Annotated in this window: 26 protein-coding genes and 2 pseudogenes; 18 read left to right on the forward strand and 10 right to left on the reverse strand. The window is 65.7% G+C overall.

The window, feature by feature from the left end:
* The first annotated feature begins 136 nt into the window (after window positions 1–136).
* The 4 genes from ACQP2T_RS51820 to ACQP2T_RS51835 all read left to right on the forward strand — a co-directional run bounded on the left by ACQP2T_RS51820 (window position 137) and on the right by ACQP2T_RS51835 (window position 6878).
* The gene (locus ACQP2T_RS51820; RefSeq protein ID WP_433512174.1) at window positions 137–3139 is read left to right on the forward strand and encodes a BTAD domain-containing putative transcriptional regulator; all 3003 of its coding nucleotides are present in this window, start codon (window positions 137–139) and stop codon (window positions 3137–3139) included.
* Between the two features lie 86 nt (window positions 3140–3225).
* Window positions 3226–3891: a M15 family metallopeptidase gene (locus tag ACQP2T_RS51825; protein ID WP_433512175.1), complete on the forward strand. Its 666-nt coding sequence runs from the start codon at window positions 3226–3228 to the stop codon at window positions 3889–3891.
* Window positions 3892–4134: 243 nt separating this feature from the next.
* Complete coding sequence (gene pafA, locus ACQP2T_RS51830; protein ID WP_433512176.1) at window positions 4135–5493, forward strand: Pup--protein ligase; 1359 nt, start codon at window positions 4135–4137, stop codon at window positions 5491–5493.
* A 101-nt stretch (window positions 5494–5594) separates the two neighbouring features.
* Complete coding sequence (locus ACQP2T_RS51835; protein WP_433512177.1) at window positions 5595–6878, forward strand: ROK family protein; 1284 nt, start codon at window positions 5595–5597, stop codon at window positions 6876–6878.
* A gap of 34 nt (window positions 6879–6912) precedes the next feature.
* On the opposite strand, the gene ACQP2T_RS51840 is transcribed toward ACQP2T_RS51835, so the two are convergent.
* Window positions 6913–7344 carry an SRPBCC family protein gene (locus ACQP2T_RS51840; RefSeq protein ID WP_433512178.1) on the reverse strand — a complete coding sequence of 144 codons (432 nt, stop codon included), beginning with the start codon at window positions 7342–7344 and terminating at the stop codon, window positions 6913–6915.
* 3 nt (window positions 7345–7347) lie between these two features.
* Between ACQP2T_RS51840 and ACQP2T_RS51845 the strand changes: the two genes are divergently transcribed.
* Together ACQP2T_RS51845 and ACQP2T_RS51850 are read left to right on the forward strand one after the other, a co-directional pair.
* Window positions 7348–7620, forward strand: coding sequence for a hypothetical protein (locus tag ACQP2T_RS51845; protein ID WP_433512179.1), 273 nt, complete (start codon window positions 7348–7350; stop codon window positions 7618–7620).
* Window positions 7621–8118: 498 nt separating this feature from the next.
* Window positions 8119–8817: an SDR family oxidoreductase gene (locus ACQP2T_RS51850; protein WP_363992123.1), complete on the forward strand. Its 699-nt coding sequence runs from the start codon at window positions 8119–8121 to the stop codon at window positions 8815–8817.
* Window positions 8818–8838: 21 nt separating this feature from the next.
* Here the strand turns inward: ACQP2T_RS51850 and ACQP2T_RS51855 are convergent, their stop codons facing one another.
* The 3 genes and pseudogenes from ACQP2T_RS51855 to ACQP2T_RS51865 form a co-directional block, all read right to left on the reverse strand.
* Window positions 8839–9198 carry a hypothetical protein gene (locus ACQP2T_RS51855; RefSeq protein WP_433512180.1) on the reverse strand — a complete coding sequence of 120 codons (360 nt, stop codon included), beginning with the start codon at window positions 9196–9198 and terminating at the stop codon, window positions 8839–8841.
* Window positions 9199–9217: 19 nt separating this feature from the next.
* A pseudogene (locus ACQP2T_RS51860) lies at window positions 9218–10087 on the reverse strand (IS5 family transposase).
* Window positions 10088–10215: 128 nt separating this feature from the next.
* Complete coding sequence (locus ACQP2T_RS51865; protein WP_433512181.1) at window positions 10216–10617, reverse strand: hypothetical protein; 402 nt, start codon at window positions 10615–10617, stop codon at window positions 10216–10218.
* 41 nt (window positions 10618–10658) lie between these two features.
* Between ACQP2T_RS51865 and ACQP2T_RS51870 the strand changes: the two genes are divergently transcribed.
* A complete protein-coding gene (locus tag ACQP2T_RS51870; RefSeq protein ID WP_433512182.1) occupies window positions 10659–10814 on the forward strand; it encodes a hypothetical protein in 156 nt (51 codons plus the stop codon).
* Between the two features lie 70 nt (window positions 10815–10884).
* Here the strand turns inward: ACQP2T_RS51870 and ACQP2T_RS51875 are convergent, their stop codons facing one another.
* Together ACQP2T_RS51875 and ACQP2T_RS51880 are read right to left on the reverse strand one after the other, a co-directional pair.
* Window positions 10885–11232, reverse strand: a complete 348-nt coding sequence (locus tag ACQP2T_RS51875) for a hypothetical protein (RefSeq protein WP_433512183.1) — start codon at window positions 11230–11232, stop codon at window positions 10885–10887.
* Between the two features lie 745 nt (window positions 11233–11977).
* Window positions 11978–13036, reverse strand: coding sequence for an aldo/keto reductase (locus ACQP2T_RS51880; protein WP_433512184.1), 1059 nt, complete (start codon window positions 13034–13036; stop codon window positions 11978–11980).
* A gap of 76 nt (window positions 13037–13112) precedes the next feature.
* On the opposite strand from ACQP2T_RS51880, the gene ACQP2T_RS51885 reads away from it, so the two are divergent.
* From ACQP2T_RS51885 to ACQP2T_RS51905, 5 genes and pseudogenes are all read left to right on the forward strand, one after another.
* On the forward strand, window positions 13113–13649 hold the full coding sequence (locus ACQP2T_RS51885) for a TetR/AcrR family transcriptional regulator (RefSeq protein ID WP_433512185.1): 537 nt from the start codon (window positions 13113–13115) through the stop codon (window positions 13647–13649).
* 262 nt (window positions 13650–13911) lie between these two features.
* A complete protein-coding gene (locus ACQP2T_RS51890) occupies window positions 13912–14223 on the forward strand; it encodes a hypothetical protein (RefSeq protein WP_433512186.1) in 312 nt (103 codons plus the stop codon).
* A 43-nt stretch (window positions 14224–14266) separates the two neighbouring features.
* Window positions 14267–14416: pseudogene (locus ACQP2T_RS51895) on the forward strand (hypothetical protein); the annotation flags it as partial.
* A 21-nt stretch (window positions 14417–14437) separates the two neighbouring features.
* Window positions 14438–15781 (forward strand): DUF4246 domain-containing protein, encoded by a 1344-nt coding sequence (locus ACQP2T_RS51900; protein WP_433519941.1) that lies wholly within the window; start codon window positions 14438–14440, stop codon window positions 15779–15781.
* Window positions 15782–15987: 206 nt separating this feature from the next.
* Window positions 15988–16605, forward strand: coding sequence for a hypothetical protein (locus tag ACQP2T_RS51905; protein WP_433512187.1), 618 nt, complete (start codon window positions 15988–15990; stop codon window positions 16603–16605).
* Between the two features lie 346 nt (window positions 16606–16951).
* Here the strand turns inward: ACQP2T_RS51905 and ACQP2T_RS51910 are convergent, their stop codons facing one another.
* Window positions 16952–17218 carry a hypothetical protein gene (locus ACQP2T_RS51910; RefSeq protein ID WP_433512188.1) on the reverse strand — a complete coding sequence of 89 codons (267 nt, stop codon included), beginning with the start codon at window positions 17216–17218 and terminating at the stop codon, window positions 16952–16954.
* Between the two features lie 336 nt (window positions 17219–17554).
* Complete coding sequence (locus ACQP2T_RS51915; protein WP_433512189.1) at window positions 17555–19126, reverse strand: restriction endonuclease; 1572 nt, start codon at window positions 19124–19126, stop codon at window positions 17555–17557.
* Window positions 19127–19588: 462 nt separating this feature from the next.
* Between ACQP2T_RS51915 and ACQP2T_RS51920 the strand changes: the two genes are divergently transcribed.
* Genes ACQP2T_RS51920 through ACQP2T_RS51930 form a run of 3 tightly spaced genes read left to right on the forward strand, consistent with a single transcriptional unit; the run spans window position 19589 to window position 22544 of the window.
* Window positions 19589–21661: a DUF6571 family protein gene (locus ACQP2T_RS51920; RefSeq protein ID WP_433512190.1), complete on the forward strand. Its 2073-nt coding sequence runs from the start codon at window positions 19589–19591 to the stop codon at window positions 21659–21661.
* A 2-nt stretch (window positions 21662–21663) separates the two neighbouring features.
* The gene (locus tag ACQP2T_RS51925; RefSeq protein ID WP_357647496.1) at window positions 21664–22236 is read left to right on the forward strand and encodes a hypothetical protein; all 573 of its coding nucleotides are present in this window, start codon (window positions 21664–21666) and stop codon (window positions 22234–22236) included.
* A 5-nt stretch (window positions 22237–22241) separates the two neighbouring features.
* Entirely contained in the window at window positions 22242–22544 is a 303-nt protein-coding gene (locus ACQP2T_RS51930; protein WP_433512191.1) for a hypothetical protein, read from the forward strand.
* Between the two features lie 36 nt (window positions 22545–22580).
* Here ACQP2T_RS51930 and ACQP2T_RS51935 read toward each other — a convergent pair whose 3' ends face one another.
* A complete protein-coding gene (locus ACQP2T_RS51935; protein WP_433512192.1) occupies window positions 22581–23042 on the reverse strand; it encodes a GntR family transcriptional regulator in 462 nt (153 codons plus the stop codon).
* A gap of 138 nt (window positions 23043–23180) precedes the next feature.
* Between ACQP2T_RS51935 and ACQP2T_RS51940 the strand changes: the two genes are divergently transcribed.
* The 3 genes from ACQP2T_RS51940 (at window position 23181) to ACQP2T_RS51950 (ending at window position 25582) form a co-directional block, all read left to right on the forward strand.
* Window positions 23181–23450, forward strand: a complete 270-nt coding sequence (locus ACQP2T_RS51940; protein WP_433512193.1) for a hypothetical protein — start codon at window positions 23181–23183, stop codon at window positions 23448–23450.
* Window positions 23451–23984: 534 nt separating this feature from the next.
* Window positions 23985–24674: a GntR family transcriptional regulator gene (locus ACQP2T_RS51945; protein WP_433512194.1), complete on the forward strand. Its 690-nt coding sequence runs from the start codon at window positions 23985–23987 to the stop codon at window positions 24672–24674.
* On the forward strand, window positions 24674–25582 hold the full coding sequence (locus tag ACQP2T_RS51950; protein ID WP_433512195.1) for a phosphotransferase family protein: 909 nt from the start codon (window positions 24674–24676) through the stop codon (window positions 25580–25582). The genes ACQP2T_RS51945 and ACQP2T_RS51950 overlap by 1 nt, the downstream gene beginning before the upstream one ends.
* Here the strand turns inward: ACQP2T_RS51950 and ACQP2T_RS51955 are convergent.
* Window positions 25579–26964 (reverse strand): hypothetical protein, encoded by a 1386-nt coding sequence (locus tag ACQP2T_RS51955; protein WP_433512196.1) that lies wholly within the window; start codon window positions 26962–26964, stop codon window positions 25579–25581. The genes ACQP2T_RS51950 and ACQP2T_RS51955 overlap by 4 nt on opposite strands.
* Window positions 26965–26969 lie beyond the last annotated feature (5 nt).

A 26969-nucleotide genomic window follows, 5' to 3' on the forward strand; every position in this document is an offset into this window, starting at 1 on the left:
AAAGGCTGTAATGGGTGGCTCCAAGTTCTCTGTAAACGGGCTCCAGCGACTTCTGTAGCGGCGCGGGTTCCGTTGGAGAGGGCGCGGTGCTATCACTGCGGTACAAGGTCAAGTCCCGGGGGCCCGAGGGGGATTGATGGAGTTCCGTCTGCTCGGTCCCGTCGAAGCCTGGGACGGCGGGCGGTGCCTGCCGCTGGGCGGCCCGAAACCTCGTGCGCTCCTGACCGTTCTGCTGCTGGCCGCCGGGAAAGTGGTCTCCAGCGACCGGCTGGTGGACGTGCTGTGGGGCGAGGAGCCGCCGAAGAGCGCCCACGCGCTCGTACAGACCTATGTATACGGACTGCGCCGGACGCTGGCCGAGGGCGGCGGCGAGCCGGTGATCGAGACCCGGCCGCCCGGCTACGCCGCTCTGCTCCGGCCCGGCCAGCTCGACGTGGAGGCGTTCGAGCAGCTGGTGGCCGACGGCCGCCGGCACGCGGCGGAGGGCGGTCACGAGCGCGCGGCCGAGAGTCTGCGCGCGGCGCTGGCACTGTGGCGGGGGACGGCGCTCGGCGGGATCGGCCACGCGCTGCGCGGCGAGGCGGCGCGGCTGGAGGAGACCAGACTGCTCGTCCTGGAGGAGCGCCTCGACGTCGAGCTGACGCTGGGCAAGCACGCGGAGGTGGTCGGCGAGCTGACCGAGCTGGTCCGGACCCACCCCGCCCGCGAACGCCCGCGCGCCCAGCTCATGAAGGCCCTCTACCGGCTGGGCCGCCAGACCGACGCGATGGCCGCCTATCACGAGGCCCGGCAGGCGCTCGCCGACGAACTGGGCGTCGATCCCGGACCGGAGCTGCAGGAGCTGTACGAGGCCGTGCTACGCGCGGATCCCTCCCTGACCCCGGCACCGTCCCCTCCCCCGCAGGCCGAGCCCGAGGCGGTCCCCGCGCATCTGCCTCGCGGCATCGCGGACTTCACCGGCAGGGACAAGGAGCTCGGCGAGTTGGCCGCGCTGCTCACCGCGCCCAGCGACACGCTGACGGTGTGTGTCGTCTCCGGCAAGGGCGGGGTGGGCAAGTCGGCGCTCGCGGTGAAGGTCGCCCACCAGGTGACCCCGGCCTACCCCGACGGGCAGCTCTACGCCGACCTGCGTGGCGTCACCGGCTCGCCCGCACCCGCGCTGGAGGTGCTCGGGCGTTTCCTGCGGGCGCTCGGCGTGCCGCCGACGGCCGTCCCAGCGACCGTGCCCGAGTGCGTCGACGCCTACCGAAGTGCCCTGTCCGGCCGCCGGCTGCTCGTGGTGCTCGACGACGCGGGCACCGAGCAGCAGGTACGCCCCCTGCTGCCGGGCAGCCCCACCTGCGCCGTACTGATCACGGCCCGGCGCAGGCTCGTGGGCCTGGACGGGGTGAAGGTGAGCGACCTCGACGTCTTCGACACCGACGCGGGCGTGGACCTGCTCGCCCGTATCGCCGGTACTGAGCGAATCCATGCGGAGAACGAGGCGAGTGAGCGTATCGTCCGGCTGTGCGGCCACCTGCCGCTCGCGCTGCGCACGGCGGGCGCGCGGCTGGCGGCCCGCCCGCACTGGCCGCTCACGACACTGGCCACGCGCCTGGCCGACGAGCGCCGCCGCCTGGACGAACTCACCGCGGGCGACCTGGAGGTACGGGCGAGCGTCGGGTTGAGCTACCGAGGGCTCGACGACGCGGCGAAGCGGGCGTTCCGCCTGCTCGGGTTGCTAGGAGTGCCCGATTTCGCGTCCTGGGTTATGGGGGCGCTCCTGGACGTACCGGATAGCGAGGGCGAGGAGGTCGTCGAGCGTCTGCTGGACGCGCAACTCCTCGACCACATCGCCGTGGACGCGGCCGGCCAGAGCCGCTACCGGCTGCACGACCTGCTGCGCGTCTACGCGGCCGAGCGGGCCGAGGCGGAGGAGCCACCCGTGGAGCGCGCGGCGGCGGTGACCCGCGCCCTGGGCGGATGGCTGTGGCTGCTCACCAGCGCAGCCGCCGCGCGGCCGCCGGGCGCGCTGGCCCTGCGGCGCGACTACGCCATGGCCAGGCCGGTCGGCCCGGAGGTCACCGACGGGGCGGCCGGAGACTTCCTGACGTGGTTCAACGCGGAGAGCTCCGCCCTGGTCGTCGCCGTCGAACGGGCGGCCGCCATGGGTCTGCACGAGGTGGCCTGCGAGGTGGCCGCCGCCTTATGCTCCTCGTCGTTCTCCTTGGACACTCGTTTCGAGGAGTGGCGGCGTACCCATGAGTCGGCGCTGGCGGCGGCCCGGCGCGCGGGTGACCCGCTGGCGGAGGCCACGCTGCTGGTGGGGCTCGGTCAGCTCCGCTACCGCCAGGACCGCTACCGCGAGGCGCGGGCCTTCTTCCACCAGGCGCTTCCGCTCCTGCGCGCGGGCGGTGACACGCGCGGGCAGGCGGTGGCCGTGGCCGGCATCGGCAACGCCTGCCGGGAGCAGGGCGACCTGGTCGAGGCGCTGGTCCACCTGCGGCAGGCGGGCGAGTCCTTCCGCTCGCTCGGCGATGACGCCGGGGTGGGCGAGGTCAGCCGGCTGGCCGGGTCGGTGCTGCTCGAACAGGGCGAGTTCGAAGCGGCACGCACGATGCTCGACGATGCGCTGGCCGCCTTCCGCCGGTTGGGCAGCAGGCGCGGCGAGGGCATCACGCTGCGGAGCATCGGGCTGCTGCATCGGGCCGTCGGCGAGCTGGACCGCGCGGAGGCGCTGTGCGCGCGGGCGGTCGTCCTGCTGCGGGAGGCCGGCGACCCGCTGATGACCGCGTACGCCATGCAGGCCCTGGCCAAGACCCGGATCCGGCTCGGTGCCGACGACACCGCGATCCTGCCCGACCTCCTCGAGGCGCTGCGGGTGTGCGAACGACACGGCGACAGGTTCGGCACGGCGCTCGTCGAGCGGACCATCGGCGAACTGCATCTGGCCCGTTGCCGGTACGACCTGGCCGAAGGGCATCTCGGCCGGTCCGTCGAGATGTGGGAGCGGCTGGGCCTGCCGTTGTTCCGGGCACGCACCTTGAGGGACCTGGCCGCCGTACGCGAGGCGACCGGAGACGGGCCGGCGGCGGCGTCCATGCGGGTCGCGGCCGGCGCCGTCTTCACCGAGTTCGGCACCCGCGAGCAGGGCGAGTAACCGTCTTTAGTGCGTTCTTGGAGAGGATTTGTAGCGCCGCCACCGAACATTCTCCTTGATCTGCCCCCTCCCCTAAGGAGAACGTCGTGCCGGACATCGTGCTCATGTCGGACCCCCGCGTCGCCAAGATCCCAGTAGAGGATCGCGGCGAGCCGCTGGTGGACCTGCGAACCGTTCCCGGCCTGCGGTTGGACGAGCGCCAGGCCGACCCCGACGGCGCGTACGCCCACGTCCGCCGGGGGCATGTCGAACGCCTCCTGCGTGCTCAAGCGAACCTTCCCGACGGTCTGCGGCTGCTCATCGTGGAGGCGTACCGGCCGCCCGTTTTACAGGAGCAGTATTTCTCGTCGTATGCGGCCAGGCTCGCCGAGGCCAACCCGGACTGGCCGGAGGACCACGTCTACGTACAGGCCAGCCGTTCCCTGGCCCCGCCCCACATCGGCCCGCACGTCTGCGGCGCGGCCGTCGACCTCACCCTGTGCACCGAATCCGGCAAGGAGCTGGACATGGGGACGGAGGTGAACGCGAGCCCCGAGGAGAGCGATGACGGCTGCTACACGGCAGCGGACAACATTTCCGCTCGGGCTCGTAGGAACCGTGGCATCCTCGGTGGCGTCCTGAGCGAAGCCGGTTTCGTGAACTACCCGACGGAGTGGTGGCACTGGTCGTACGGCGACCGCTACTGGGCACTGTGCACCGGCGCTCCCGCGGCCCTGCATGACCTGATCGATTGGCCACTCCCGGCCGGTTGATTCAGCTTCGTTCAACCACGAGAGTCCTCGCACCCGCCTTCCGTGGCTCGTAGGCGAACGGAAGTCCGAATGTGGGCATGCCGAGTAGGCGAGGCGGGTGCCTACGGCCAGTTCTGGCGTTTCCACAAATCAGACGTTCCGCCGAGATTGCAACGGCGTGCCGCCGTGCGCGGCGAACAAAGGGATCCATTCCCAATCAAGATCATCCCTGCCATCGGCGCGGGGGAAGAATATTGTGAGGTAATGGATCGTCGCATCTTTGGCGTGGAGACCGAATACGGCGCCACGTGCACGTTCCGGGGTCAGCGCAGGCTGTCCCCGGACGAGGTGGCCCGGTATCTGTTCCGGGGAGTCGTGTCCTGGGGCCGGTCGAGCAACGTCTTCCTGCGCAACGGCGCCCGGCTGTATCTGGACGTGGGCAGCCATCCCGAGTACGCCACTCCCGAGTGCGACAACGTGGTCGAGCTGGTCACTCACGACAAGGCAGGCGAGCGCATCCTGGAGGGGCTGCTCGTCGACGCCGAGAAGCGGCTCCGCGAGGAGGGCATCGCCGGCGACGTCTACCTGTTCAAGAACAACACCGACTCGGCCGGCAACTCCTACGGCTGTCACGAGAACTACTGTGTGGGCCGGCACGGCGAGTTCGGACCGCTGGCCGACGTGCTGATCCCGTTCCTGGTCACCCGGCAGATCATCTGCGGCGCGGGCAAGGTGCTGCAGACCCCGCGCGGGGCGGTCTACTGCGTGTCGCAGCGCGCCGAGCACATCTGGGAGAGCGTGTCGTCGGCGACCACCCGGTCCCGGCCGATCATCAACACCCGGGACGAGCCGCACGGCGACGCCGAACGGTTCCGCCGCCTGCACGTCATCGTCGGCGACGCGAACATGAGCGAAACCACGATGCTGCTCAAGGTCGGCGCGACCGACCTGGTGCTGCGCATGGTCGAGGCCGGGATCGTGATGCGCGACATGAGCCTGGAGAACCCGATCCGGGCGATCCGCGAGGTCTCCCACGACATGACCGGGCGGCGGCGGGTCCGGCTGGCCAACGGGCGGGAGGCGTCGTCGCTGGAGATCCAGCAGGAGTACCTGGGCAAGGCCAAGGACTTCGTGGACCGGCACGGCGGCGACCCGATCACCCGCAGGGTGCTGGACCTGTGGGAGCGCACCCTGCGGGCGGTGGAGACCGGGGACCTGGACCTGGTGTCCCGCGAGATCGACTGGGTGATCAAGTACCAGCTGATCGAGCGGTACCGGAAGAAGTACGACCTGCCACTGTCCTCGCCCCGGGTGGCCCAGCTGGACCTTGCCTACCACGACGTGCACCGCAAGCGCGGGCTGTTCTACCTGCTGCAGCGGCGCGGCGCGGTGGAGCGGGTGGCCTCCGACATCAAGATCTTCGAGGCGAAGTCGGTGCCGCCGCAGACCACCCGGGCGCGACTGCGCGGCGAGTTCATCCGCAAGGCACAGGAGAAGCGGCGCGACTTCACCGTGGACTGGGTGCACCTGAAGCTGAACGACCAGGCGCAACGGACCGTGCTGTGCAAGGACCCGTTCCGCAGCGTCGACGAGCGGGTGGACAAACTCATCGCCGACATGTGACCGAGCGGAGCAACTGGTCTTCGATGTCGTTCTTTCACCGGAAGATCTCCGTGGACCGAGATACTGTGGAAATGGAGTGAAGTAGCCGGAAGACTCGGGTCATGAAGATCACAAAACCCGGGGCGCCTAATGAAGAGATCCGCCGGAGGAACCTCGGGGCGTTATTACGCCATGTCCACCTGAACGGTCCGACTTCGCGTGCTGTGCTCGGGGAGAAGCTGGGGCTGAACCGCACCACGATCATGGGGCTGACCTCCGAACTCGCCGCACTGGGCGTGGTCGAGGAAAGGCTCCCCCAAGACACCAACAGAGCGGGCAGGCCGTCCCTGGTGGTCAGCCCAAACACTGATCGCGTATTCGTGCTTGCCTTCGACGTGGCAGTGGACCGACTGCTGGCCGCGCGAGTGGGCCTGGGCGGCGTGATACTCGATCGCCGTGAGGCCGTACGCCAACGCAAGTACCCCGACCTGGACGATGTCGTTGGAACTCTCACCGAGTTCGCCCGCCAACTGCTCCGCGACGTTCCCGGCGATGCCGTGTGCGTCGGCATTGGCGCGTCGTTCTGCGGCATGATCCGGCCAGCTGACGGCACCGTCCGATTCGGGCCCAACACCGGCTGGGTGGATCAGGCATTCGGGCCGGAACTTGAGCGCCGTTTGGCCCTGGGCCTGCCTGTGCGGGTCGGCAACGAAGCTCACCTGGGCGCGGTCGCGGAGAACCAGAGGGGCGCTGGGATCGGATTCCGGAATCTCATCTATCTGCACGGCGATGTCGGCGTGGGCGGCGGCATCATCGTCGACGGCAAACGTCTGGACGGCAATGACGGCTACGCCGCCGAGGCCGGTCACATGATCGTGAACGCCCATGACGGACGGCCGTGCGGATGCGGTTCGCGCGGCTGCCTGGAAGCGGAGGCCGGGGAGGACGCGCTGCTCAGCGCGGCCAACTGGCCCCCTGGGTTGATCGGGCGGGACGCGGTGGCGTCCGTGGTACATGCCGCTGAGCGAGGCGACGAAACCGCCAGAGCGGCACTTACCCATGTGGGGGATTGGCTGGGTGTCGGGGTGGCCAATCTGATCAACCTGTTCAACCCGGGTGTGGTGGTCTTCGGCGGGATACTGCGCGATGTTTACCGAGGGGCCTCAGAACAGGTGCGGAGTCGTATCGCGGCCAATGTATTGCCGGTTTCGCGCGAACGAGTGGAACTGCGGATAGCGGCACTGGGAGATGACACTACCCTTGTGGGCGGTGCTGAGCTGGGGTTCGCTGAGCTGCTGGACAATCCGGTCGAGGTCGTCAGCAGGGGATATCGTCGCCAGGTTGACGACAGCATGAAATCACAGGCTCGAGTTTCTCCGCTCCACCCCGGACGAGAGGCACCATGAACGCAGAGCGGGTGGCTCCCGAAAAGGTTGACTCTCAGTCGTGAGTGTCCCTTTCCAGCGCTTCCCGCAGATATTCCATGTCGGTACCGAGGGCCTTCCGGGTCGTCAGCCGTAACACCGGAGCGAGCAGCGGGCTACGTAGATCCAGGTCGATCCGGTGGAGGATTCGGGTCCCATCCGGTACGCGATCAAGCCGGAACCTGAGTTCGGCCCGCCGAAACAGGCGGGACTCCAGCAGCACGAAGGCCAATTCCCGCTCGGCGTCGTACTGGGTGATGCGGAACCGCTGGCGTTTGCCCGACGGCGCGACGGTCATCGCCTCGTATCCCACGCCGACGGGCGCGGTCGACAGTGGGACCACCTCCGCGATACTGCGATCCCAGCGGGGCGCGGTCAGCGGATCACCGAGGAAGCGCCACACCTGCCGAATGTCCTGCGGGACGACGATGGACGAGTTCAGCTGCATCAGATGACTGCCTCCTTCGCAGGATGGGGCGGAGCGTGCGCCCGCTACGGCGAGAAGACCCCGCTGTCCATCGAGATGTACAACGAGCGCTACGCCGAGGACGCCATCAAGAACAACTACGACCGGGAACAAGGCAGCTTCACGTACTACACCGGCCCGGTCAAGGTCTACGGCAAGAACCTGTGCGTGAGCATCCACGTGATGCACGAGGACGCCACTGGCCCTCACGAGAGCTGCAACGGTCGTCGTAGCCTCACGGGTGTCGCCTGCCGCTAGTCGTCCTGACCCGCAGGGTAATTGACGGTCAACCCAAAGAACCCTGGGCATGCGGAGTGCTTTCTGGCCGTCCTCGCATGCCTGGGCCTGTCGCGAAGGAGTCGGTTCGACGTGAAGCTCCATAGAGCAGCGGTTGCGGTGTCCGTAGCGGCGATCTCATCGGTCGCGATGACCGCAGCACCAGCGAACGCGCAACCCTACGACGGTAAGGACCCCGGATGCGCCAACACTTTTGGAACTCCGGGCCGTGCCTGGGAAGCCCAGCCATCCGCGCTGGACGCACCGGCCGAAGGGCCGGAGCCAACCCAGGATCAGGCCTTCCGCCCGGCACGCCCACCGCGACGTCTGAACTCCCCAGCCACGACCCGCCGAGGTGAGCCGTCTCAGCACTCTGGGATCATCACGGTGACGTCGAGTGGGTCGGATATCATGCGTCGGTCGGCGTTGATCAACAACTGGATTCCCTGCCGACGCCGCCGTCGATGAGGAGGCCGTCTCATGGAACCCGTCACTGTGGTCACCGGCGGTTCGAGCGGGATCGGCGCGGCCACCGCCCGGGCGCTGCTCAAGCAGGGGCACCGCGTGGCGGTCACCGGCCGCGACGCCGAGCGGCTGGCCGCGTTCGCCGCCTCGGCCGGGGCCGGGGAGCAGCTGCTGACGATCGCCGGTGACGCCGGCGACGCCAGCGATGTCGCCGCCACCGTGCGTCAGGTCGTGGACACCTGGGGACGGCTCGACACCGTCATCGCCAACGCCGGTTTCTCCCTGCCTGGCACGCTGGAGGACCACGACCCCGAGGCCATGCGTTCCATGGTCCTGACCAACGTCCTCGGCCCGGCTCTGCTGGTGCGCGAGACACTGCCGTACTTGCGGGAGTCCAAGGGCCGGATCGTGGTCGTCGGTTCGGTCGCGGGCATCAGGAACACGCCCGGCAACATGTACTCGGTCACCAAGTGGGCCGTGCACGCGCTGGTCGAGAACGTCCGGCTGCTGGTGGCCAAGGACCACGTCGGCGTCACGCTCGTCGCCCCGGGCGTCGTGGACAGCCCGTTCTGGGACGAGCGCGGCGGAACCCCGCAGGCGGCACCGGCGCTGACCGTCGAGCAGATCGCCAACGCGATCCTGTTCGCCGTCAACCAGCCCGAGGGCGTCGACATCAGCCAACTTGTGGTGCGGCCCACCGGCCAGCTCGGCTGAGACCCTAGAGCGTGTCTTAGCTTAGAAGTCGGCTGACGGCTTGGCACCGTTGCGAGCAGCCATCCAGATGGTGACGTCTTTGGCGATGCGGCTGATGTCGCTTTGAGTGGTCAGTTCGTGTTCGCGATGACGAACATCGCGTAGCTCGACTTCGTAGCCGCCCTCGTCCAGCAGGGATACCGAGGCGAACCAGGCTGGGTCGTCGGCGTCGGGCTGGATGACGACGAACGTGTTGTCGATGTGGTTCAGCTCGCCGAACATCATGACCAGCGCGTCTTCAGACGGGTCGTCGATGCCGTCGCCGTTCTCGGCGTCCGCACGGTAGTACGAAGCGGGCATCGACTTCCCCCAAGACTCTGGCGATCCGGTTGTGACCAGCATCGCAGGTCACGACCGGGGTTCACAGCCAGTCGGCCAGGGCGGCGATGGTCAGGGTGGCAGCGAAGCGGACGGCGAGCTTGTCGTAACGCGTGGCCACGGCCCGGCGCCGCTTGAGGCGATTGATCCCGCACTCCACGGCGTGCCTCAGCTTGTAGTCCTCCCGGTCGAACACCGGCGGCCGACCGCCGGCACTGCCGCGGCGTTTCCGTCCGGCGGCTTGATCGCGGCGTTCCGGGATCGTGGCCCGGATACCCCGACGCCGCAGGTAGACCCGGTTGGCCCTCGAGCAGTAGGCCTTGTCGGCCCGCACCCGATCCGGGCGGCAGCGAGGACGACCAGCACCCGGGCAGGGCACCCGGATCGCCTCCAACACCGGCACGAACTGTGGACTGTCGCCGCGCTGCCCAGCGCTGACGGCCAGAAAAAGCAGGCGCTGCCCGTGTTCGCAAGCCAGGTGAATCTTGCTGGTCAGGCCGCCGCGGGAGCGGCCCAGGCCGTGATCGGCCGGTTCGGTCTCCACCCCACCGGGCGACTCGTTCTGGGCTGCGCCGTCGCGGCGGGCACCGGCGGCGTGCTGGTGGGCCCGGCTGATCGTGGAGTCCACCGACACGTCCCAGATGATTCGCCCAGCGGCGTCGGCCCCGGTCTGGAGCTTGGTGAGCAGCATCGCCCACACGCCCTCGCGCTGCCAGCGGCGGAACAGCCCTTACACCGTCTGCCAGGGGCCGTACTCCTCGGGCAGGTCACGCCAGGGCACCCCGGTCCGGACCCGATACCGAACCCCGTCGATCAGCCTGCGCCGGAACAACGCCGGCCTGCCTGTCGCCGCGACCGGCAACAACGGATCCAGCACCGCCCACTGCGCATCACTCAAGTCTCCTCGCACCACACCGAGATCGTCCCGGTGCGGCGCGATCAACGCGGCAGGGTTCTAAGACACGCCCTAACCCACGCCGGCGCCCCGACGAAGGAGAGAAACATCGGCGGCAGGGAAGTCCTCTGCCGCCCGTCCTTGCCTCAGAAGCGCTTCGTGTAGCGGGTGCCCCGGTAGTAGATCTTCACGCCATCGGGCTCGGAGGCACTGTGCCCGAAGGAGTACTTGCCGATGTTGCGAGAGCTGGTCTTACCGGGGGCGACCGCCACATAGCCGAAGTCGGACTGCCGGTCGCGCACGATCGAGTATTTGATCCTGCTGGCGCAGTTGTTTGCCACCCGGACCTGCCACTTGGGATCGGACCAACCGTTGTTGTTCAGCTTGGTGCGGGTGGCTTTCACACAGGAGGGCCAGGCGGCGGCCGCGCGCTGGGCACTCGAACTCGCGACTAGGGTCAGGCCTGGGGCCGAGCCGGTGGCGGCCTGCGCGGCCAGTGGGGCGGCGAAGAAAGTGGTGCCTGCCGCCAGGAGAGCAAGGACTCGCATCGGGTTCCTTCCGGAGTAGTGAGTTTCGCCGGGTGCGGCGGATGCATTTTGGATACATCCACAATCAGATCGGCTTGTCCTGGGGCTCGTCCGCGGGCCGCAGAGCCGTCGGCGACGGCCCTGGACTCGGCCTGTCGATCGTCGCCGCCACCGTCCAGGTCCACCACGGCGTCGTGGAGGTGGTCGTGACGACGTAAGCGCTGCTTTGAGGAGATGCGTTCCCGATCCGTGCCCCCGGACGGGCAGGAACGCATCTCCGGGACGAGGTCAGCGAATGTGGAAGTCGGGGTTGCGGGCCTTGAAGGTGCATTCACCCACGAACTTGACCGTCTTGCCGGGCTTGACCTTCTTCCAGCCGGTGCTGTGCTGCTGCGAACCATTGCCGATCATGTTCTTGCACCAGTACACCAAACGCGCCTGACCGGTCTTGTTGCCGTTGTTCCAGCACTTGCCCCAGACGGTGGTGTTGCCGGTGCCGGGGACGTTGCACACCACCTTCGCGCCCTTTGCCGTGAAAGCGGACGTGGTCGCGGCATAGGCGACGCCGCCGCCGAGCGACACGGCCACGGAAATCGTGCCTGCCGCGAGCGCCAGTGAGCGCATTACCTTGGACATTTCTTTTTCCCTCCGTCATCGATATCCGCGCGCCTCGAACAGGAAAAGCGTCCGTGGCGCGTGCCCCGGTCGTCATGCTGGCACGCGGCTTTCCGGCCGGCCAAGGGATCTTTGTCCAGAGGTCGTCCAAAGTGGCGCTCGCCCTGTTGGACAAATAAAACCGCAGGTCAGAGCGCACCTACTTTGGACATCGAGGAACATCGCGCGCTTGCCCGAGAACAGCATCTGACCCTCGGCGTCGGTCATCTTCCAGAAAATCCGGCAGTTTTCTGGTTTCTCCGCGGCGTTCACCCGGACCGAGACGTCCACGATGCCCGAAAGGCAATCACCACCATGCCAACGCGACCCAAGGCCATACCACCCACCATCGCCGAGGTCCTCGACGAGATCGACGTCCCGAAGTCCACCTTCACCGCTGGCTACGCACGGCCGCCGGCGTCGCCGTCGAAGAATGGCGATTCGAACGACTCAACTCACGCGATGGCGAGTCATCGAGTTTCGCGATCCGTTAGGGCTTGACAGCCCTGCCAGAATCTCTGGATGCTCCAGCCCTTCATGAAGAAATGCGAACATTGCCGGTAGTCCGGTGAATCATGGTGGGGTGTAGAGGGGTAGGTCGCGACCTGCGGTGACGGCGCCGATCATGGCCTGGAGCTCAGGTAGTTGGGGCGCCGTGGACCAGGCTTCCACCAGCGTGACAGCGCGATGGCCGGGATCAGCCGTGGCGGGCGGTTGGGTCGGTGTTTCAGGTCACCGGGATGGGCGGGTCGTCGAAGAGACTCCGGTCCCCGTCGATGCCGTGGGCCAGCGCGCCGGCCACGTCTTCGTGGGGAGCACCGAGCCTGATCGCGCTGACCTCATCCAACAACTGGTAGTGGTGTGGGTCGAGCTCGATGCCCAGGGCGTCGAGGTATCCCGTCAGGTGGGCCGGGGTGCGAGGCCCAACGATGGGGATCATCGAGGTCTGGGCCCGCGCAGCGCGCTGACGCAGCCAGGCCAGTGCGACCTGGACCGGGCCGGTACCCATCTCAGCGGCCACGGCGAGGACCGCGTCGAGCACGGCGGTGCGCTGCTCACCGCCCTCGCCGACAGTACCGTCGGCCGCGGCCCGTGCGCTGAGTCGCCCCTGCTCGCCATGACGGTACTTCGCGGTCAGTAGACCACCTGCCAACGGGGAATAGAGAACGACGCCCAGCCCATGTGCTTGGGCCATCGGGATGAGTTCCCGCTCCCCGGAGCGCTCAGCCAGGCTGTACTCGGTCTGGATGCCGACCAGCGTTCTGTCTCCGGCCAGTTCCGACCTGACAGCGGCGCCGGCGACCCGCCAGGCCGGGAAGTTCGACAGGCCGCCGTAGCGGATCTTGCCCGCCCGAATCAGGTCCTCGAAGCCGGCCAGGATCTCCGAGATCGGGGTGACGCCGTCGGGGAAGTGCGGCATGAAGACGTCAACGTAGTCGGTCTTCAACCGTCGCAGGGTCTCCTCCAGAGACCGGATCATGGTCTTGCGGCTGTTGCCTGTGGTGCCGGGGCGGACCTGGGCACTCCTGCTCCCGCTGTACTTGGTGATCACAACGTAGTCGTCGCGCTCGCGACCCAGCAGGTCGCCCAGAACGGTCTCCGCCTCACCGTCTTGGTAGATGTTGGAGACGTCGAAGGTGGTCCCACCGGCCGCCACGAATGACTCGAAGATCGCCCTGGCACCTTCCAGGCCCGCCGCGGCTGGGGCCGCGCCGAAGTTGGCCGTGCCCAGCACATACTCCGAGACCCGCAGGCCGCTGTGTCGTCCGAAGGTCTGATAGCGCACGGCAGTCTCCTCGGAGGCAGGCGGAGTTGGGGTACGGTCGATGACACTAGCACGTAAAACGAATGGTCATTCTCTTATGCCGAAGGTCAGCCAGGCCCACCTCGACTCCCGCCGTCAGCAGATCATCGACGCCGCCCGCGCCTGTTTCGCCGCTCATGGCTTCGCACGAACGTCCATGCCCGACCTCGTCGAAGCCTCCGGGCTCTCCGTAGGGGCGATCTACCGGTACTTCAAGGGCAAGGACGAGATCATCGCCGCCATCTGTGAACAAGCGAGCCAGGCGTTCCCCGCAGAGCTGACCGCCGAGTCCATCCACGACTTCCTTCAGCACATTCGCACCCTGGCGCGCGAGGAGGATCACGCCCGACTGGTCGCCCAGATCTACGCCGAGGCTGCCGTCGCTCCGAGCCTTGCCGCTCTTGTCCACCGCCAACTCGCGGAGATGCGCGAGGCAGTCGTCGCACTCTTGCCCGACCACAAGCGCGCGCACGCGGAACGGATCGCCGAGGCCTTCGTGACCCTCTGCCACGGCTACACCCAGCAACTCGCCGTACGGGGCGATCTTGACCCCGCCCCCTTCACCGCGGCCCTCATCGCGATCATCGAGTCGTAGGCGAGCACCTGCCAGCCACGACGACCACACCGGGGCCCAAGTCCTCCACCGGAAGTGCGAAGAGCCGGTCAACGACGGACAGGCCGCAGCGGCCGACCGCAGCGGCCTCTGCATCGATCGCCGGCGGAACCTCCAGCGCTGTTGGTCCACGATGCGTCCATGGAGCGGTCTCAAAGGACGCTGTCCTCAGGCGCAAGCATCCATCAGGGCTTCAAGATCGGGTACGGCGTGCGCGTCGTGCTGCTCGTGGGATGATCTTTCGGTGCAGGCTGTGGATGGGCATCCGTCGTATGACGAGCCTGCCGCCTTGGTCGTGGAGCAGGCGCGGGTCATCTGCGCTTCGCCGACAACCCCGCGATGGTGCCCCCCACCAACAACACTGGTGAAGTACCGCGCGCTTCGACCGGTCAAGACCCAGGTGAAGATCCCCGGCTGCCATCAGCCCGAGACCGGCGCCGCCGCCTGGCTGGCGGTCCGCTCCTACCTCGACTCGACCCGCGAACACAGCCTGATCGCCCTGGACTCGATCCGCCGAGCCTCCACCGGCCACCTCTGGGTGCCCCCGATCGCCTGACCGACTGACCAGCAAGCATCACAAAGCGTCACAGAGCTGATGAATGCTTAAACATCAACTGGGAGGACCGAGAGAGTTGACTGACCTGTCTGCTTTCCCACTACCCTTTCTTGCTTCCCGCACAGTATCGTTCGCGGAGCCCCGAACATTGCGGGAACTTCAGATGATGCAGTGCAGCGCCCACATTCGGGCGAAGCCCGGATGGTTTGTCAAGATGAACGACCCCGGAATCGTCGCCAAGTGGACGCGCGAATCGGTTGCCGAGGGCCTGACCGAAGCCCAGATTCGTTATGTGCTTGCCGAACTCGCGTATTACGCCGAGCTGCGGGACGAGCGAACCGGCATCGAGGTGTCCGCCGTCGATGGGGTGTGGCAGTCGGACACACTGGTCGACGAGGAGCTCAGGTCCCGGCTGCGCGAGGCGGTTCGGGTTTTGGAACAGGTCCCCGAAGCGGAGCAGGATTGGCATCCGGGATCCAATGACCAGGTACTGGATCTGGTTCATCCCTCATTATTCTGCCTCGTACGTCAGGCGAGCGGTGCACCCGAGCGGGCATGGCAGAGCCCGGCAGCCGGCAGTTCGCGATACGAATTCTCGGAGAAATTCCAGTGGCTGCCCACGGATGTCGAGGTCGGCGACGACGGCGAAGTTGTCTTCCGTTCGTACATCAACAATGTCCACCCCGTGGCTCATCGCGAACTTGCCTCCGTCCTGCCAGTCCTGTTTGCGCGCCTGCGCCCGCTGCTGGAGAACGTGCTCACCGATCTGCGCCATCCGCGGCCCCTGCGGATCGAGGCCGATCCTTACACGTGGTACGACCAGGCTCCGGACGAGGCGGTCGAACCCTCCGACGACGATGACGCCTACGAGGCAGGGGAAGAAGCCGCGGAGGAATTCGACCTGGTCGTCCCGGACGCCTCGGCCTTCATCCCGCCCGCGTCGCCCGATGACTCCGCCCGAGTCGACCTGCGCGGCCGTCGTCTCCAGGTCATCGTCAAGCTCGCCACTATTCATCTCACCCCGGACAAGCCCGAGTACCCCGGCGGTTCCTGGCATGTCGAGGGGATGATGAACGAGCGGATCGTCTCGACCGGAATTTACTACTGGGACAGCGAGAACATCACAGAAAGTCGGCTGAGTTTCCGGGCAGCAGTCGACGACCCGGACTACGAACAGAATGATGACATCGGTGTGCGTGAGGTCTATGGCCTGAACGACGAAGACCCACTTAATCAGGTGCTGGGATCGGCATCGACCCCAGCAGGCCGCTGCCTGGCGTTCCCGAACATTCTGCAACACCGCGTCGGCTCGTTTCACCTCACGGACCCCACCCGGCCGGGGTATCGCAAAATCCTGGCGTTCTTCCTAGTAGACCCGTCGGTAACGATTGTCTCGACATCCGATGTGCCTCCGCAACAGCCATGGTCTGCCACATCGACCATGACGCTGGAACAAGCCAAAAATTACCGCGAACAACTCATGCAGGAACGCAAATTCTTCGTCGACGAACACAACGAGCAGCTCTACGAGCGAGAGTTCTACCTGTGCGAGCACTGAACCATCGCCATCACTGAGGCTTTTCATCCTCTGGCGGCAGGGTGCGGCGTGATCCGGCGACCACTGAGCGCCGGATCGGGACGGACCACCGAGGGGTCCTGCACGACTGGACGCCTGTTTTCGAACAGGGCTGCCTTCGGTGTCAGTCCCGGGCGGTAGCGTGCGCACCGGATATGTCACCCACTCGATTCCGCACCGGAGCTGATATGACCGACGCCTATTCGCCCATTCCCGAACTGAACTCGCTCAAGGAGTTCTCCGACGGCCCTGGAGAGGACGCCTTCTCGGACGGGTTCGAGTTCTATGAGTACGACCGACCCAACGCCGGCTTGGTGGAGTGGCTGTGCCTAGAGGGGCGGGAAGAGGAGGCACGAGGCCACCTCGACCGGCTCACCCCCTTCGCTCAGGCCACCGGCTCGGGTTCCTTCTACGCCCTGTGGCACTGCGACGACCGCACTGACTTCGCCACACTTCCTGTCATCCGCTTCGGTGACGAAGGTGATCTCGACATCATTGAGGGCCTGCGCAACCTGTTCCGACTGCTCGCGATCGACGACGAGTGGTTCGCCCCTTGGGACGAGGAGCGCGAGGCGGACCTCGACGAGGAGCACTCCCCTGGGCATGAGGCGTACGTGGCTTGGCTGCAGGAGACGTTCGGCCTGACCCCGCCCACCGACCCGGAAGCGGATGAGATCCTCGGGTCGGGAGGCAAGAAGTACGGCGCCCGGTTCGTGGACTGGCTGGAGGAGTTCGGGTCCCAGAAGATCGACTTCGACTCTTGGCGCAAGGAGTTCGGCGGCTCAATGATGTCGGCCCGTCGCTGAAGTGGGCGTCGACCAAGATCGTCAAGGTGTCCGCGCGAGCATGCGATCAGCGCGGGGTCGGGCTTGCCGTCGGATGATCCTTGGGCGGGCAGCCCTACACCAGCCGACGCCGGCCTCGGCGACTCCGTTCTAGCCAAGCCTGGGCCGGGTGGTGAACGTGGGTGCATCAGTGAAGCTTCGCCATCATCGAACGTGCCGGCAGGAGGGACTGACCCAAACGTAACAGCCACGACCGATGACATGACAGATGATCAAGACCGCAGACTCCTGCCCGTGATCAGCGTGAGTACCCCGAGCGGGCGCCACGCCAGAGCCTCCGACCTGCATGTTCAAAGGTGACGAAGACTCAGTGGTCTTCGTCGGCGGTGGTCAGTTCACCACCGACGACGGAGGCATAGCGTTCGGCGTCGGCGATACTGAGGCCGAACAGGTCGCAGAGACGGCGGACGCCGCCGCCGGTGGCGATGGCCTCGTGGAGGATCCGGTCCTCGCGGATGGTCTGGACAGGGATCCCGATCGTCTTGTTGACGTAGACGTTGCTGACTGGCCTGGCGCGGTTGACCGTGTGGGGGTTCACGAACAGGTAGGGGTTGAGGCAACCCACGAGCGTCAACGAGAACGGGCGGGACTCCGTGAGACTGGAGGCCCGCCCGCTCGTACGCTCTTCGCCCTGGTCAGCGGCCGGAACCGCTGATCAAGATCGTGTGCCCCCTGTAGGATTCGAACCTACGCACCCGGCTCCGGAGAGGATTGCAGGTTCGCTCTCAGACACGCCTCTGACCAGGTGCGATGCAACAAGGCCGCTCGATCAATGCCAGGGGTGGTCCACACATGGTCCACGGCCACGCAGAGGAGGCCCTGCCGAGGAGTCGCCTCATGGTAGGCCGTATGCCTGTTGAGGGCCGAGCTTGCTCCTCGTCCACCTCCCGTGACGCAAGGGTGATAGTGATCAGGGCTTCTTCGTTCCTCGGTTGAGGATACGGGCGGGGATATTGTGCTGGTGGCACAGGGAGAGCAGCCCCGCGCCGTCGATGAGGTTGAGGGGTTTGCCGCTCGCGAACTTGTAGCTGTCGGGACCGTAGCCAGATGTCGTGATCATGATGCCCTTGGTGGCGCCCTCGTGCTGCATGGTTCCGTACAAGTCGCGCACGTGCGTCGGCTGGACCGTCTTGGTGTAAAGCTTGGCCTGCACGATGAACTTGCCGCCCTTGATCGGATGCGGGTCATAGGCTACGCAGTCCACGCCGCCGTCGCCGCTGGCTTGATAGAGCTTGGTGTCGAAGCCCATCTTGGCGAACAGGTTCTGGATGAACGACTCGAATTCCTTAGGGGAGAGATCGAGCAGGTTCGGGCGCTTGTCGATGTCGGAGAGGATGTCAACGGGATCGACGATGCGGGGATCAGCCATGCTGAAAGGCATGACCGGCTCGACGGGGACCAACTCGTCTGGATGCTGGGAAACGTCGGCGTGGAAATGCCGTCGGACGCACTCGACGGGCTTGAAGCGAGGCTCGCTGAGAACGAGCGCGGCGAACTGCTCCCGAGTGGCTCGCAATGTGATCAGGTACGGTTCGATCTGCTGGCCCGTAGCTGGATCCACCGTACGAACCAGCCCGTTGAACACGATTGTGGTGATCAACTGGCCGGGATCGGCGTCAAAGATCTCACGCAGCGTGCGAAGAGCGATCTGAGCGATTACCCGTTGATAGATCTGTCGGGCCTCAAGGGTGGGTCGGGGCGTCGGCTCGATGGCCTTGCGGGTCTTGACGTGCTTATAGAGCTTCTGCTCGGGAATGATCTCCGGCGGGGGCAGATACCACTCCACCGCAAGCAGCGAGGACTCCGGGACGTAGCCGGTCATGCGCTCAGTGGGGAAGCCCTCGGGGTACGGGGACGCTCGCAAGACCATATTCATGTAGTCGCTGACCGCATGACGGTCGCCGACCCGTAGCCCCGCCTCCATGGCATCAAGGCGAGCGTTGAACTCGTTGGCAGCCCGTTCGGCCTCGGCAACCTGCTGTTGATGAGCACGGCGGCGCTCGACCACCTGCTTCTGCCGCTGGGACTCCTGATGTTGATGGTCGGCTTGTGCTTGAGCGAACTCGGTCTCAGCTTGGCGCAGGGCTGACTCGTACCGCTGGGCGCCGCCGAACATCCGCTGTAGCCGTCCGGGCGGCTCAGGCGGATGCCAAACGGGGGCAGGCTTAGGAGTCGCGAATCGGCCAAGATCCAGTGGCGGAACCTCTGGCCGGCGGCGAAGCGAGGCGAGACGGACTCGCGGGTCCCGCTGTAGCGAACCCCGCAGGACGGTTTCCAGCTCCTCGATGCGCGCCTCAAGCTGACGGGTGCGACCGGCCGCCTCGGCGTCCCGTTCAGCCGCTTGAGCTTGCTGACGCTCTCGGTCCTGCGCCTTACGTTCTCGCTCCTGCTTCTGCCGGGCCTGCTCGGCGGCGCGCTCCTGCCTTCGCCGCTCAGCTTCCCAGTCTCGGTAGGACCCCGACGAACCAGAACCTCGTGCCACGCCGCACCTCGCCGATCGCGCCGAAACTACAGGTCACACGGCACGAACGTAACCCGGCCGGCTGGCGTTGGCAAAGTACCAAACAAGTTTTATGAGGTGACACATTTCTCGGCGTTCACTGGGGTCAGGTATAAGAGCCCCAGCGCGAGGGCTTCAAATCGGCGCAGCGCGATTGCTACGGAAGGTCGAACTATCTCGTGACGACCAGGGTCGCCCCCCATTCCGGCCATTCCGTGGCATCTACTTCGAGCGGCTGGCGCGCCTCCAACCCGGCCGACCGAATCTATGCGGGTTTGTGTCTATTATCGGCAAGGGTGAACCGGGGGAGTGTCGTCTGCGTACATGTTGGCGTCTGGCGTTTCAGAAGCCGGGGGTGAGCATGCTGATACGTTATGCGCCTCTCGCCGGAGGTCCTGGATCGTGCGAGGATCCGGCTGTTGTCGAGCATGCCGGAGACCCGCCATGACGACGCCTTCACCGGTTCCCCAGCCGTCTCCCGAGCAGTCACCGGTGCGCCCGCCGACACATCCGCCGGGAGATGCGCCTGGCCGCGCCGACACGACTCCGGCGCGTCCCTCGCTGACCTCGCCGGCGGTCGCGCAGCCGCCCGACTGGGGATACTCCGGAATCGACCCGAAGCTGATGGGCGACTTCGAACGCGACCTCGGCCAGGCAGAGACCACGCTCGGCAGGAACGAACCGCAGCTCCGCCGCACGCTGCAGAACCTCGACCTGGACACCTCCCGACTGGACGCGATCCGGCAACTCGGAAACTGGATCGGCGCCACCCGCCCGGACCTGCGCCGCCGCAACGACACCATCCAGGCGGTGAACACCGAATGGGGGCCCGCGACATCCGGCGGCATACTGCCCTTCGACGAGACCCTCTACAGCGGAGCCTCCGGCAACGCCGACGTCTACGCGGCCGCGGCCAAGCTGCGCGAACTCACACCCTCCAGCGAGATAGACGAGAAAACCGTCGCCCAACTGGAGAAACGAGCGGGTGACCCGGAATTCGCCACCAAGCTGATGTACGCCCTCGGCACCGAACGGTTCCGCCATCTCATGGCCGCGCTCGTCTACCAGAAAGCCACCAAGAAACAGCGCGCGCAAAAGGCACTGGGCAAGGCCCTCGGCGCCGCCAGTTCACGGCTGACCACGACATGGCGACAAGAGCTGCTCGCGAACCTGAGGGTGCCGGTGGACCAGCACGCGCTCTCGGCCCTGCTCCCCTACGGCACGTTCAACCGGGATTTCCTGGTGGCCGCGGCCAAGGCGCTGGAGGCTCTGGACCGAAAGACATCGCAGGACAACCGTGTGGGAAGCGTCCCGCAGGATCCGATGGTCGGCGTGATGAAGGCGCTGGGCAACAATCCCAAGGCCGCCCAGGACTTCTTCATCGGCGATCCCAGCGTGATGAAGCGCTACGTGACCGAACGACCGATGTACGACAACGGGGCCGCCTTCGGCCAAGCGCTGGAGGCCGCGACCATGACCTATCGAGACCACGACGGCACACCCCAGGAACCGTCGCCCGGATTCACCTCGGCCGAAATCGCCTCCGACTTCATCCACTGGGAAGCCCAGCGAATCCTGGCCGGCACTGAAGGCCCATCCTTCGCTACCACCGGCAGCACGGCCCGCATCCTGGCCGCCTACATCAACGACGTCAACTACGTCGCCAAGGCGACCAGGGTTGATAGCTCCCCGGTAATCGAGATCAACCGCACCAACGTTCCGGAAGAGGATCGGGTTTGGAGCGCCGGATTTCAGAAAGAGGATCTGCGTACCGTCATGAAAGACGCGTTCAAAAACGACCCGAAGGCCCTGGCAACGGTCACGGCGGCACAGACCGCATGGTCGAGAGAACTGCTGGACTACGCCGCCGCGCAGACCGCCAGCACCAAGGACGACAGAATCCTCGCGGTCAACGCAAGAGAAGCCGGTGCGGGCTTCGGACTGATCACGGACGCCAGCGGGCTCGCCACCATCCAGAAAGGCAAGGAACTGGACGAGGCCCAAGAGCGGAACATGAAAATACTCATGGCGGCGGTGAACACCGGACTCGCCATTCCACAGACAGCCCCATGGGCCATAACAGCCGGAGTCGTCGGCGCCTGGAGCGGCATGATCGAAGATTCGGCCCAGACCGAGAAGAATGTCAACAAGGCAACGTACGACGCCAACTCGGCCAAAGACAAGGCCGAGTTCCTACTCGCCCAGATCGCCACCGACGCCATGCTCAAGCACGGGTTGTTCGGCAGCGCCGACCCTCCCTCCGACACACACCCATGGGCCTCTCTGCCCGACCTGGAGAAGGGAGACGACCCCCGCAAATCGCGCTTCAATTTCCTGAAGGACGACGGAAAGTCACTGATGACACGCAAGGAGATGGCACCATACGACGGCGGCGACCACCCACGGCTCCAGGCCTACGAGACATGGCTCAATGACCTCCTCGTCGGAACGCAATGGGATAAAGTCGGTCGAGAATTGGACTCGGGATTCATAAAAGGAACATCGGGATACAAGTGACCATGAGGGCGCATCTCGCTTTCACCATCACGGTACTGAGCGCATTGGTGCTGCTGACCGCATGCCAGCAGGAAAAGCCTCCGGTGAACAAGACGCCACTGCCGTCGGTCGCCGCTGCACCCTACATCTGCGACTACATCCCGCTGGATGCGGTACGGCTGATGACTGGCGTGGAGAACCCCCTCGTCAAAGGGGATTTCGACCTGACCGCCGGCAAAGACTGGGGCAGTGGCGGATGCTTCGTCTACCTGCCGACTGGCGACAAGCTGAAGGCACTGGACATCACACTTTCCCCCGATGGATCGAAAGAAGAGGTCGACTTCGAGATCAGCCATGGCGCGAAACGCCTACCGGACATCATTCCCGGTGCGGTTGGTTACTACGGACAGGGCGGTAGCACGAACAACGCCCAGGCCGCCGCAGTACTCGTACGCGGCTACGACAACCTGAGCATTGAACTCGTCCGAGGCGTCAAAGGCCGGGACAACACCGCCGACGTGGTCGCCCTGATGAAGCTGGTCGCCCCGAAGCTGATCCTCACCACGACCCCCTCCCCCAAGAAGACAACGGACTGAAACCAATGGCCGCGATGGTCCGCAACCCGCTGTACGAAGCGCTCCAGCAGGCTGCCCGCACGATCGGCCCGATGCTCGACCAGATCGAGGCCGACATCGAGCGACCGTTGCGGACGTTCCGGACCGGCAAGGTCTGGACAGGGCCGACCGCCCAGCAGTTCGACGCCCAGCTCACCCAACACAGCACCCGAGCCCGCGCCTCCGTGCAAGCAATCAAGGACGAACTGCGCCAGGCACTCAGCCGCACACCTAGCGAGGTCACCGAGGAAGAAGCCACATCGATCAGGCGAAAGTACGACATCATCTGAATAGCGCCGAAGCGCCCGGCCAACGACAATCGCGACTCAATCGCTTTCGTTGGTGGGCGGATCGTCGAAGGTCAGTTCAACGTGGTCACCGCGTAGGACCTTTCGATGCTTGCGGGGCCCCGGCGCGATCTCGAAGACCGGTACGCCCGCAGGCATGCCGCCGAACTCCCGCAGCTCCCCCGGCGTAGCCAAATCCCGCCGCTCGTCCGGAGTCGGCATGCGCGCGATTACTCGGACCCCGACAGGGACTCGGTACGGCTCTCGGGTCGGCTCAGTGGCCACCATTGACCCCCGCTTGCGGACCGTGGTGATTCGCCCCTCGGCCCGCAGGTGCGCCAGCGCGTCCCGAATCGTGTCCCGGCCCACCTCGTACAGCTGCGCCAGCTGGGACTCTGAGGGCAACCACGCTCCTGGCTGGTAGCGGCCGGCGGTGATGTCGTCGCGGATCGCGCTGGCGACCTGGCGATACACCGGCACCCCGGAGCTGTAGTCGATCACAACACACAAGTGTCACGCGGCTATGTTGCCATGAGCCTTGTGGCCATGAGCCCCTAGAGTTAACGTGGGCAAACGTCAGTCGGAATGGATTTTTGGCTGACGTTCCTGCCCAACGCAACACGGGGAGATCAATCCCGCATGACTTCCATACTTGGCGTCTCGCCCCATGACCTGCGCGGCGCGTTCCGACGCTTCTACGTGTGGCGCGACCAGCTCGGCGTCTGGCGGGCGAGGCCGCTGCCCAAACTGACCGCCGATGAGATCGGCTATGGCATCAAGCTGCAACTCGAAGCCGACACGCTCCTGGAGCTCGCCTTCGCGTGCGCATGGCAGCGATGCCGCCGCAAGGTCTTCCGCTACCTGAAGGAGTACGCCGAAGAAGTGCCAAGTGGCCGTGCCGGCTCCTGACGTGCCCGTAGTGCGCTGGGAACCTTATCTGCGCCCTCGGACGGACCACATTCGGATCACTGAGACATCGTGCTGCGGCGTGTACGAGTGGGCCGGTCAGGGTGGGCAGTTCCTCGTTCTCCGAGCTGCGCCTATCGAGGGCTACGAAGAAGCCGGTAGGGGACGCTACAAGCACGCGCGTGAGATCTGGAGGCTGCTCATCGCGGAGTTTGAGAAGGAGCACGAATGCAGAGACCCGGCCGATGCTGACATCGAATCCAGGCGGCGCGGTGGCACGAGGCCGACCAAGAGGCGGAAGCCTGCACGGTCACGCACATCTGGCGTAAGCGCTGCTCCGGGGGATGCGTAGAGCGTCGCAACCCTTGTGGATCGCGCTCGGAGTCTCAACGGAGACATGTTGGCCAACCTGGCGCCACATCGCGTCCATGGCTCGATCGAGGGGAAGACTCCAAGTAGGCGTGAAACCCCGATACATCGCAGGTCCTGGCCTGTCCGCCCTACTCTAGAGACTATGTGCCTCGGCGAGGGAGCGCGATGAGCAAGGCGAAGGATGGCCCCACCTACATTCGGATAGCCGAGGATATCCGCCGTCGCATTCGCGAGGGAGATCCCCCCGCTGGCGGCATGCTGCCCTCCGAAGCGGTCCTTGCTCACACGTACGGCGTGGCACGAGGAACCGTACGCCAGGCCGTCTCCGAACTGGAGCGCACGGGACTAGTCGTCAGCGAACCAGGCCGCGGACGTTGCGTGGTAGGACAACTGCCACCCGGAGGCCGGCGCACAGCCGCGACCCAGTACGAGACGATCGCCGAAGCGATACGCAAGCGCATCGAGAGCGGCGACCTCGCGACTGGTCAACAACTACCAGGTGAAGCAGCGACCGCGGATGAGCATGGCGTCTCGAAGGGGACTGTCCGACAGGCGTTCCAGTTGCTTGCCTCTGAGCAGCTGATCGCCTCCGTCCACGGAAAGGGGTGGTTCGTCGGTGGGCCCGCTCATGCGCACACGCGCGCTGATGACGTCGCCGCTGCCCTACGGCAGGACATAGCCAGTGGTCAGTTCGCCATAGGTGCCGTGCTCCCCGGAGAGAATGCACTGGCTCAAGAGCGAGGGGTTGGCCGTATCACTGTCCGGCGAGCGTTCGCGCTGCTAGAAGCAGAGGGGATAGTCGAGAAGCGCGCCGGTAGAGGCCGCGTGGTCAAGACGCAACCAAAGGGCTCCTAGTGACAGTGTTCCAGTCAGCCGCAGTCCCGTTCACCTCTCAGGAAGCACAGGCGACCCTCCAGGAGGCCTGCAAGGCCGCCGGCCTCGCGAGCGAAGACGCGCGGCTGATCCGCCTCGGCGAGAATGCCCTCTTCGTTCTGGCGGCCGAACGGGTCGTCGTGCGCATCGCGCGGAGCTTGGACGTTCTTGACGACGCTCGCAAAGAGGTGGCCGTGTCCGCCTGGCTTCATGAGGCGGGATTGCCGGCGGCGCGAACGACCCATCACGCCCAACCTCTCGTTGTCAGGGACAAGCCCGTCACGCTGTGGCACTTCATCGACAACGGCGGCGGTGCTGCGACTTTGACCGACCTAGCCGAGGTCCTGCGGGCTCTCCATCGATTGCCAGTTCCAGAAGATCTGGCGCTGCCACAGCTCGACATCCTTGGGCGCGTCTCGGAACGCATCTCCTCGACCAATGTCCTCTCGGACGAGGAACGTCACTTCCTGTTGAGGAAGTACCAGCAGCTCCGGAAAGCCTATGAGGCCCTGCATTTCCCTCTCGCAGCCTGTGCCGTACACGGCGACGCACACTCTGACAACCTCATCAAGACCACTGCCAGCACCATCGTGCTGATTGACTTGGAGCGTTTCGCCTTCGGCCCTCCTGAGACCGATCTCGCCGTCACCGCCCTTGAACACTCCCTGGGCTGGGGTACCCGTGCCGAATATGACCAGTTCGCGGAGCGCTACGGCTTCGATGTCTTGGAGTGGGAGGGCTATCCCGTGCTCAGAGACATCAACGAGTTGAAAATGACGACATGGCTGATGCAGAACGTCGACGAAGACGAGGCCATCGCTCGGGAGTTCCGTAATCGCCTTTTCTGCCTGCAGAATCCGGACGCGCCTCGTCAGTGGCGGGCGTTCTAGCTGCCGAGGGCAGGATATTTATCGGCGATGAGGGTGTTGAACGCCCTGACCGAATCTTCGCTGTCGAAGCCCGCGAGGTCGGCTTTCAGATCTCGAACGTACCGGAGATAACGTGCGGACTTGAGGGGGCCGGCAAGGTTGACGGCTTCCAGCGCAACCAACGCGGCCTTCGCAGGCTGCCCCATGTGGACGTAACTGGCCGCCTGGACGAGGCGGTCGAAGGCGAGCGTCCGCACGTACATCGGGTCACAGAGATCGACGGCCTGACCGACGAAGTCCATGGCCTGTGAAGGGATTCTGAGGTCGCGATAGCAGTGCGCGCCTTCGCTGGCCAGCTCTGCGGCGTCGAAGTAGCGTGACCACGGAGGGTCATCCTCCACATTGCGCTTGCTGAAATACTTCTCGGCCTGGAGCAACGCGCGTGCGCACTGGGCCTCATCGCCGTTGCCTGCGTGGGCCCGCGCTTCCATGGCGTAGAACAAGGCCATGGGCGTGGCGGTGGAGACTTCCTTGCACCCTTCCTGGGCAGCCCGTGCAAGCTGTATCGACTGGTTGTAACGGCCAAGATAGTTGGCCTGATGGCTCATATCGGCGAGCAGCAGACCGCCCATCATGCGGTCACCCGACGCCTGTGCGAGGCGTAGCCCTTGGAGGAAATACCGCTGAGCGAGCCCATGTCTGCCCAGGTCGTAAGCCGTCCAGGCAACCAGCTCCGTGATTTCCGCAGCCGCCGCGTACAACGATCGTCCAACCGGCTCGGTGAATTTTCCGTTCAACATCGGGACGACTTCGCGGTTGTAATACTGAATGAGCGCAGAACGCGCGTGACCGCCGCCGAACTGAAAACCCATGTTCGCGAAGATCTCGGTTGTCGCCCGAATCGCGTGGACGTCCCACACACCCACAGATGGCCGGGCATTCTCCCTGGCTTGATGCGGCTCAGGCCGCGACAGCAGCCACGCGATCAGAGCCTCACTCCAGGCGTCCGGCACGATCACGGACTCCAACGCAACTGGATCATCCGCGAGGTCCCGCCGGGTAAGACCCAGCAGCAGGCTTCCGACATCGGATATCCCGCCACCATGGGCGAGGGTGGCTTCAAGCGTCTCGGGAGTGACAACGCTCCCCAAGCCGACGTCGTCCAACGAGAACGTCACGCCGGCCTTCTGCGAGAGGGCCTCGGTGATGAACCTTGCTGTCGCCGGCCGAGGCTTCACGCCATCAAGCCACCGCTTGACGTCCACATGGGTGCAACTCAGACTTATGCCGTCTTTCTGCGCAATTTGCCGCACTCGCGAAGCAAGTCCCGAATTTGAGCAATCCGCACGCCGCATAGCCTGCGCGAGCGCAACATTGGGCATTCGAGACACGTTCACCTCCATATATT

This window comes from Nonomuraea sp. CA-143628 (genome assembly GCF_050942315.1).
Lineage (GTDB): Bacteria > Actinomycetota > Actinomycetes > Streptosporangiales > Streptosporangiaceae > Nonomuraea.

Coding starts and splice junctions, on each gene's coding strand:
- ACQP2T_RS51820 (WP_433512174.1), top strand. CDS start 137: ATGGAGTTCCGTCTGCTCGGTCCCGTCGAAGCCTGGGACGGCGGGCGG.
- pafA (WP_433512176.1), top strand. CDS start 4,135: ATGGATCGTCGCATCTTTGGCGTGGAGACCGAATACGGCGCCACGTGC.
- ACQP2T_RS51835 (WP_433512177.1), top strand. CDS start 5,595: ATGAAGATCACAAAACCCGGGGCGCCTAATGAAGAGATCCGCCGGAGG.
- ACQP2T_RS51840 (WP_433512178.1), bottom strand. CDS start 7,344: ATGCAGCTGAACTCGTCCATCGTCGTCCCGCAGGACATTCGGCAGGTG.
- ACQP2T_RS51845 (WP_433512179.1), top strand. CDS start 7,348: ATGACTGCCTCCTTCGCAGGATGGGGCGGAGCGTGCGCCCGCTACGGC.
- ACQP2T_RS51850 (WP_363992123.1), top strand. CDS start 8,119: ATGGAACCCGTCACTGTGGTCACCGGCGGTTCGAGCGGGATCGGCGCG.
- ACQP2T_RS51855 (WP_433512180.1), bottom strand. CDS start 9,198: ATGCTGGTCACAACCGGATCGCCAGAGTCTTGGGGGAAGTCGATGCCC.
- ACQP2T_RS51865 (WP_433512181.1), bottom strand. CDS start 10,617: ATGCGAGTCCTTGCTCTCCTGGCGGCAGGCACCACTTTCTTCGCCGCC.
- ACQP2T_RS51870 (WP_433512182.1), top strand. CDS start 10,659: ATGCATTTTGGATACATCCACAATCAGATCGGCTTGTCCTGGGGCTCG.
- ACQP2T_RS51875 (WP_433512183.1), bottom strand. CDS start 11,232: ATGTCCAAGGTAATGCGCTCACTGGCGCTCGCGGCAGGCACGATTTCC.
- ACQP2T_RS51885 (WP_433512185.1), top strand. CDS start 13,113: ATGCCGAAGGTCAGCCAGGCCCACCTCGACTCCCGCCGTCAGCAGATC.
- ACQP2T_RS51900 (WP_433519941.1), top strand. CDS start 14,438: ATGAACGACCCCGGAATCGTCGCCAAGTGGACGCGCGAATCGGTTGCC.
- ACQP2T_RS51905 (WP_433512187.1), top strand. CDS start 15,988: ATGACCGACGCCTATTCGCCCATTCCCGAACTGAACTCGCTCAAGGAG.
- ACQP2T_RS51920 (WP_433512190.1), top strand. CDS start 19,589: ATGACGACGCCTTCACCGGTTCCCCAGCCGTCTCCCGAGCAGTCACCG.
- ACQP2T_RS51925 (WP_357647496.1), top strand. CDS start 21,664: ATGAGGGCGCATCTCGCTTTCACCATCACGGTACTGAGCGCATTGGTG.
- ACQP2T_RS51930 (WP_433512191.1), top strand. CDS start 22,242: ATGGCCGCGATGGTCCGCAACCCGCTGTACGAAGCGCTCCAGCAGGCT.
- ACQP2T_RS51940 (WP_433512193.1), top strand. CDS start 23,181: ATGACTTCCATACTTGGCGTCTCGCCCCATGACCTGCGCGGCGCGTTC.
- ACQP2T_RS51945 (WP_433512194.1), top strand. CDS start 23,985: ATGAGCAAGGCGAAGGATGGCCCCACCTACATTCGGATAGCCGAGGAT.
- ACQP2T_RS51955 (WP_433512196.1), bottom strand. CDS start 26,964: ATGGAGGTGAACGTGTCTCGAATGCCCAATGTTGCGCTCGCGCAGGCT.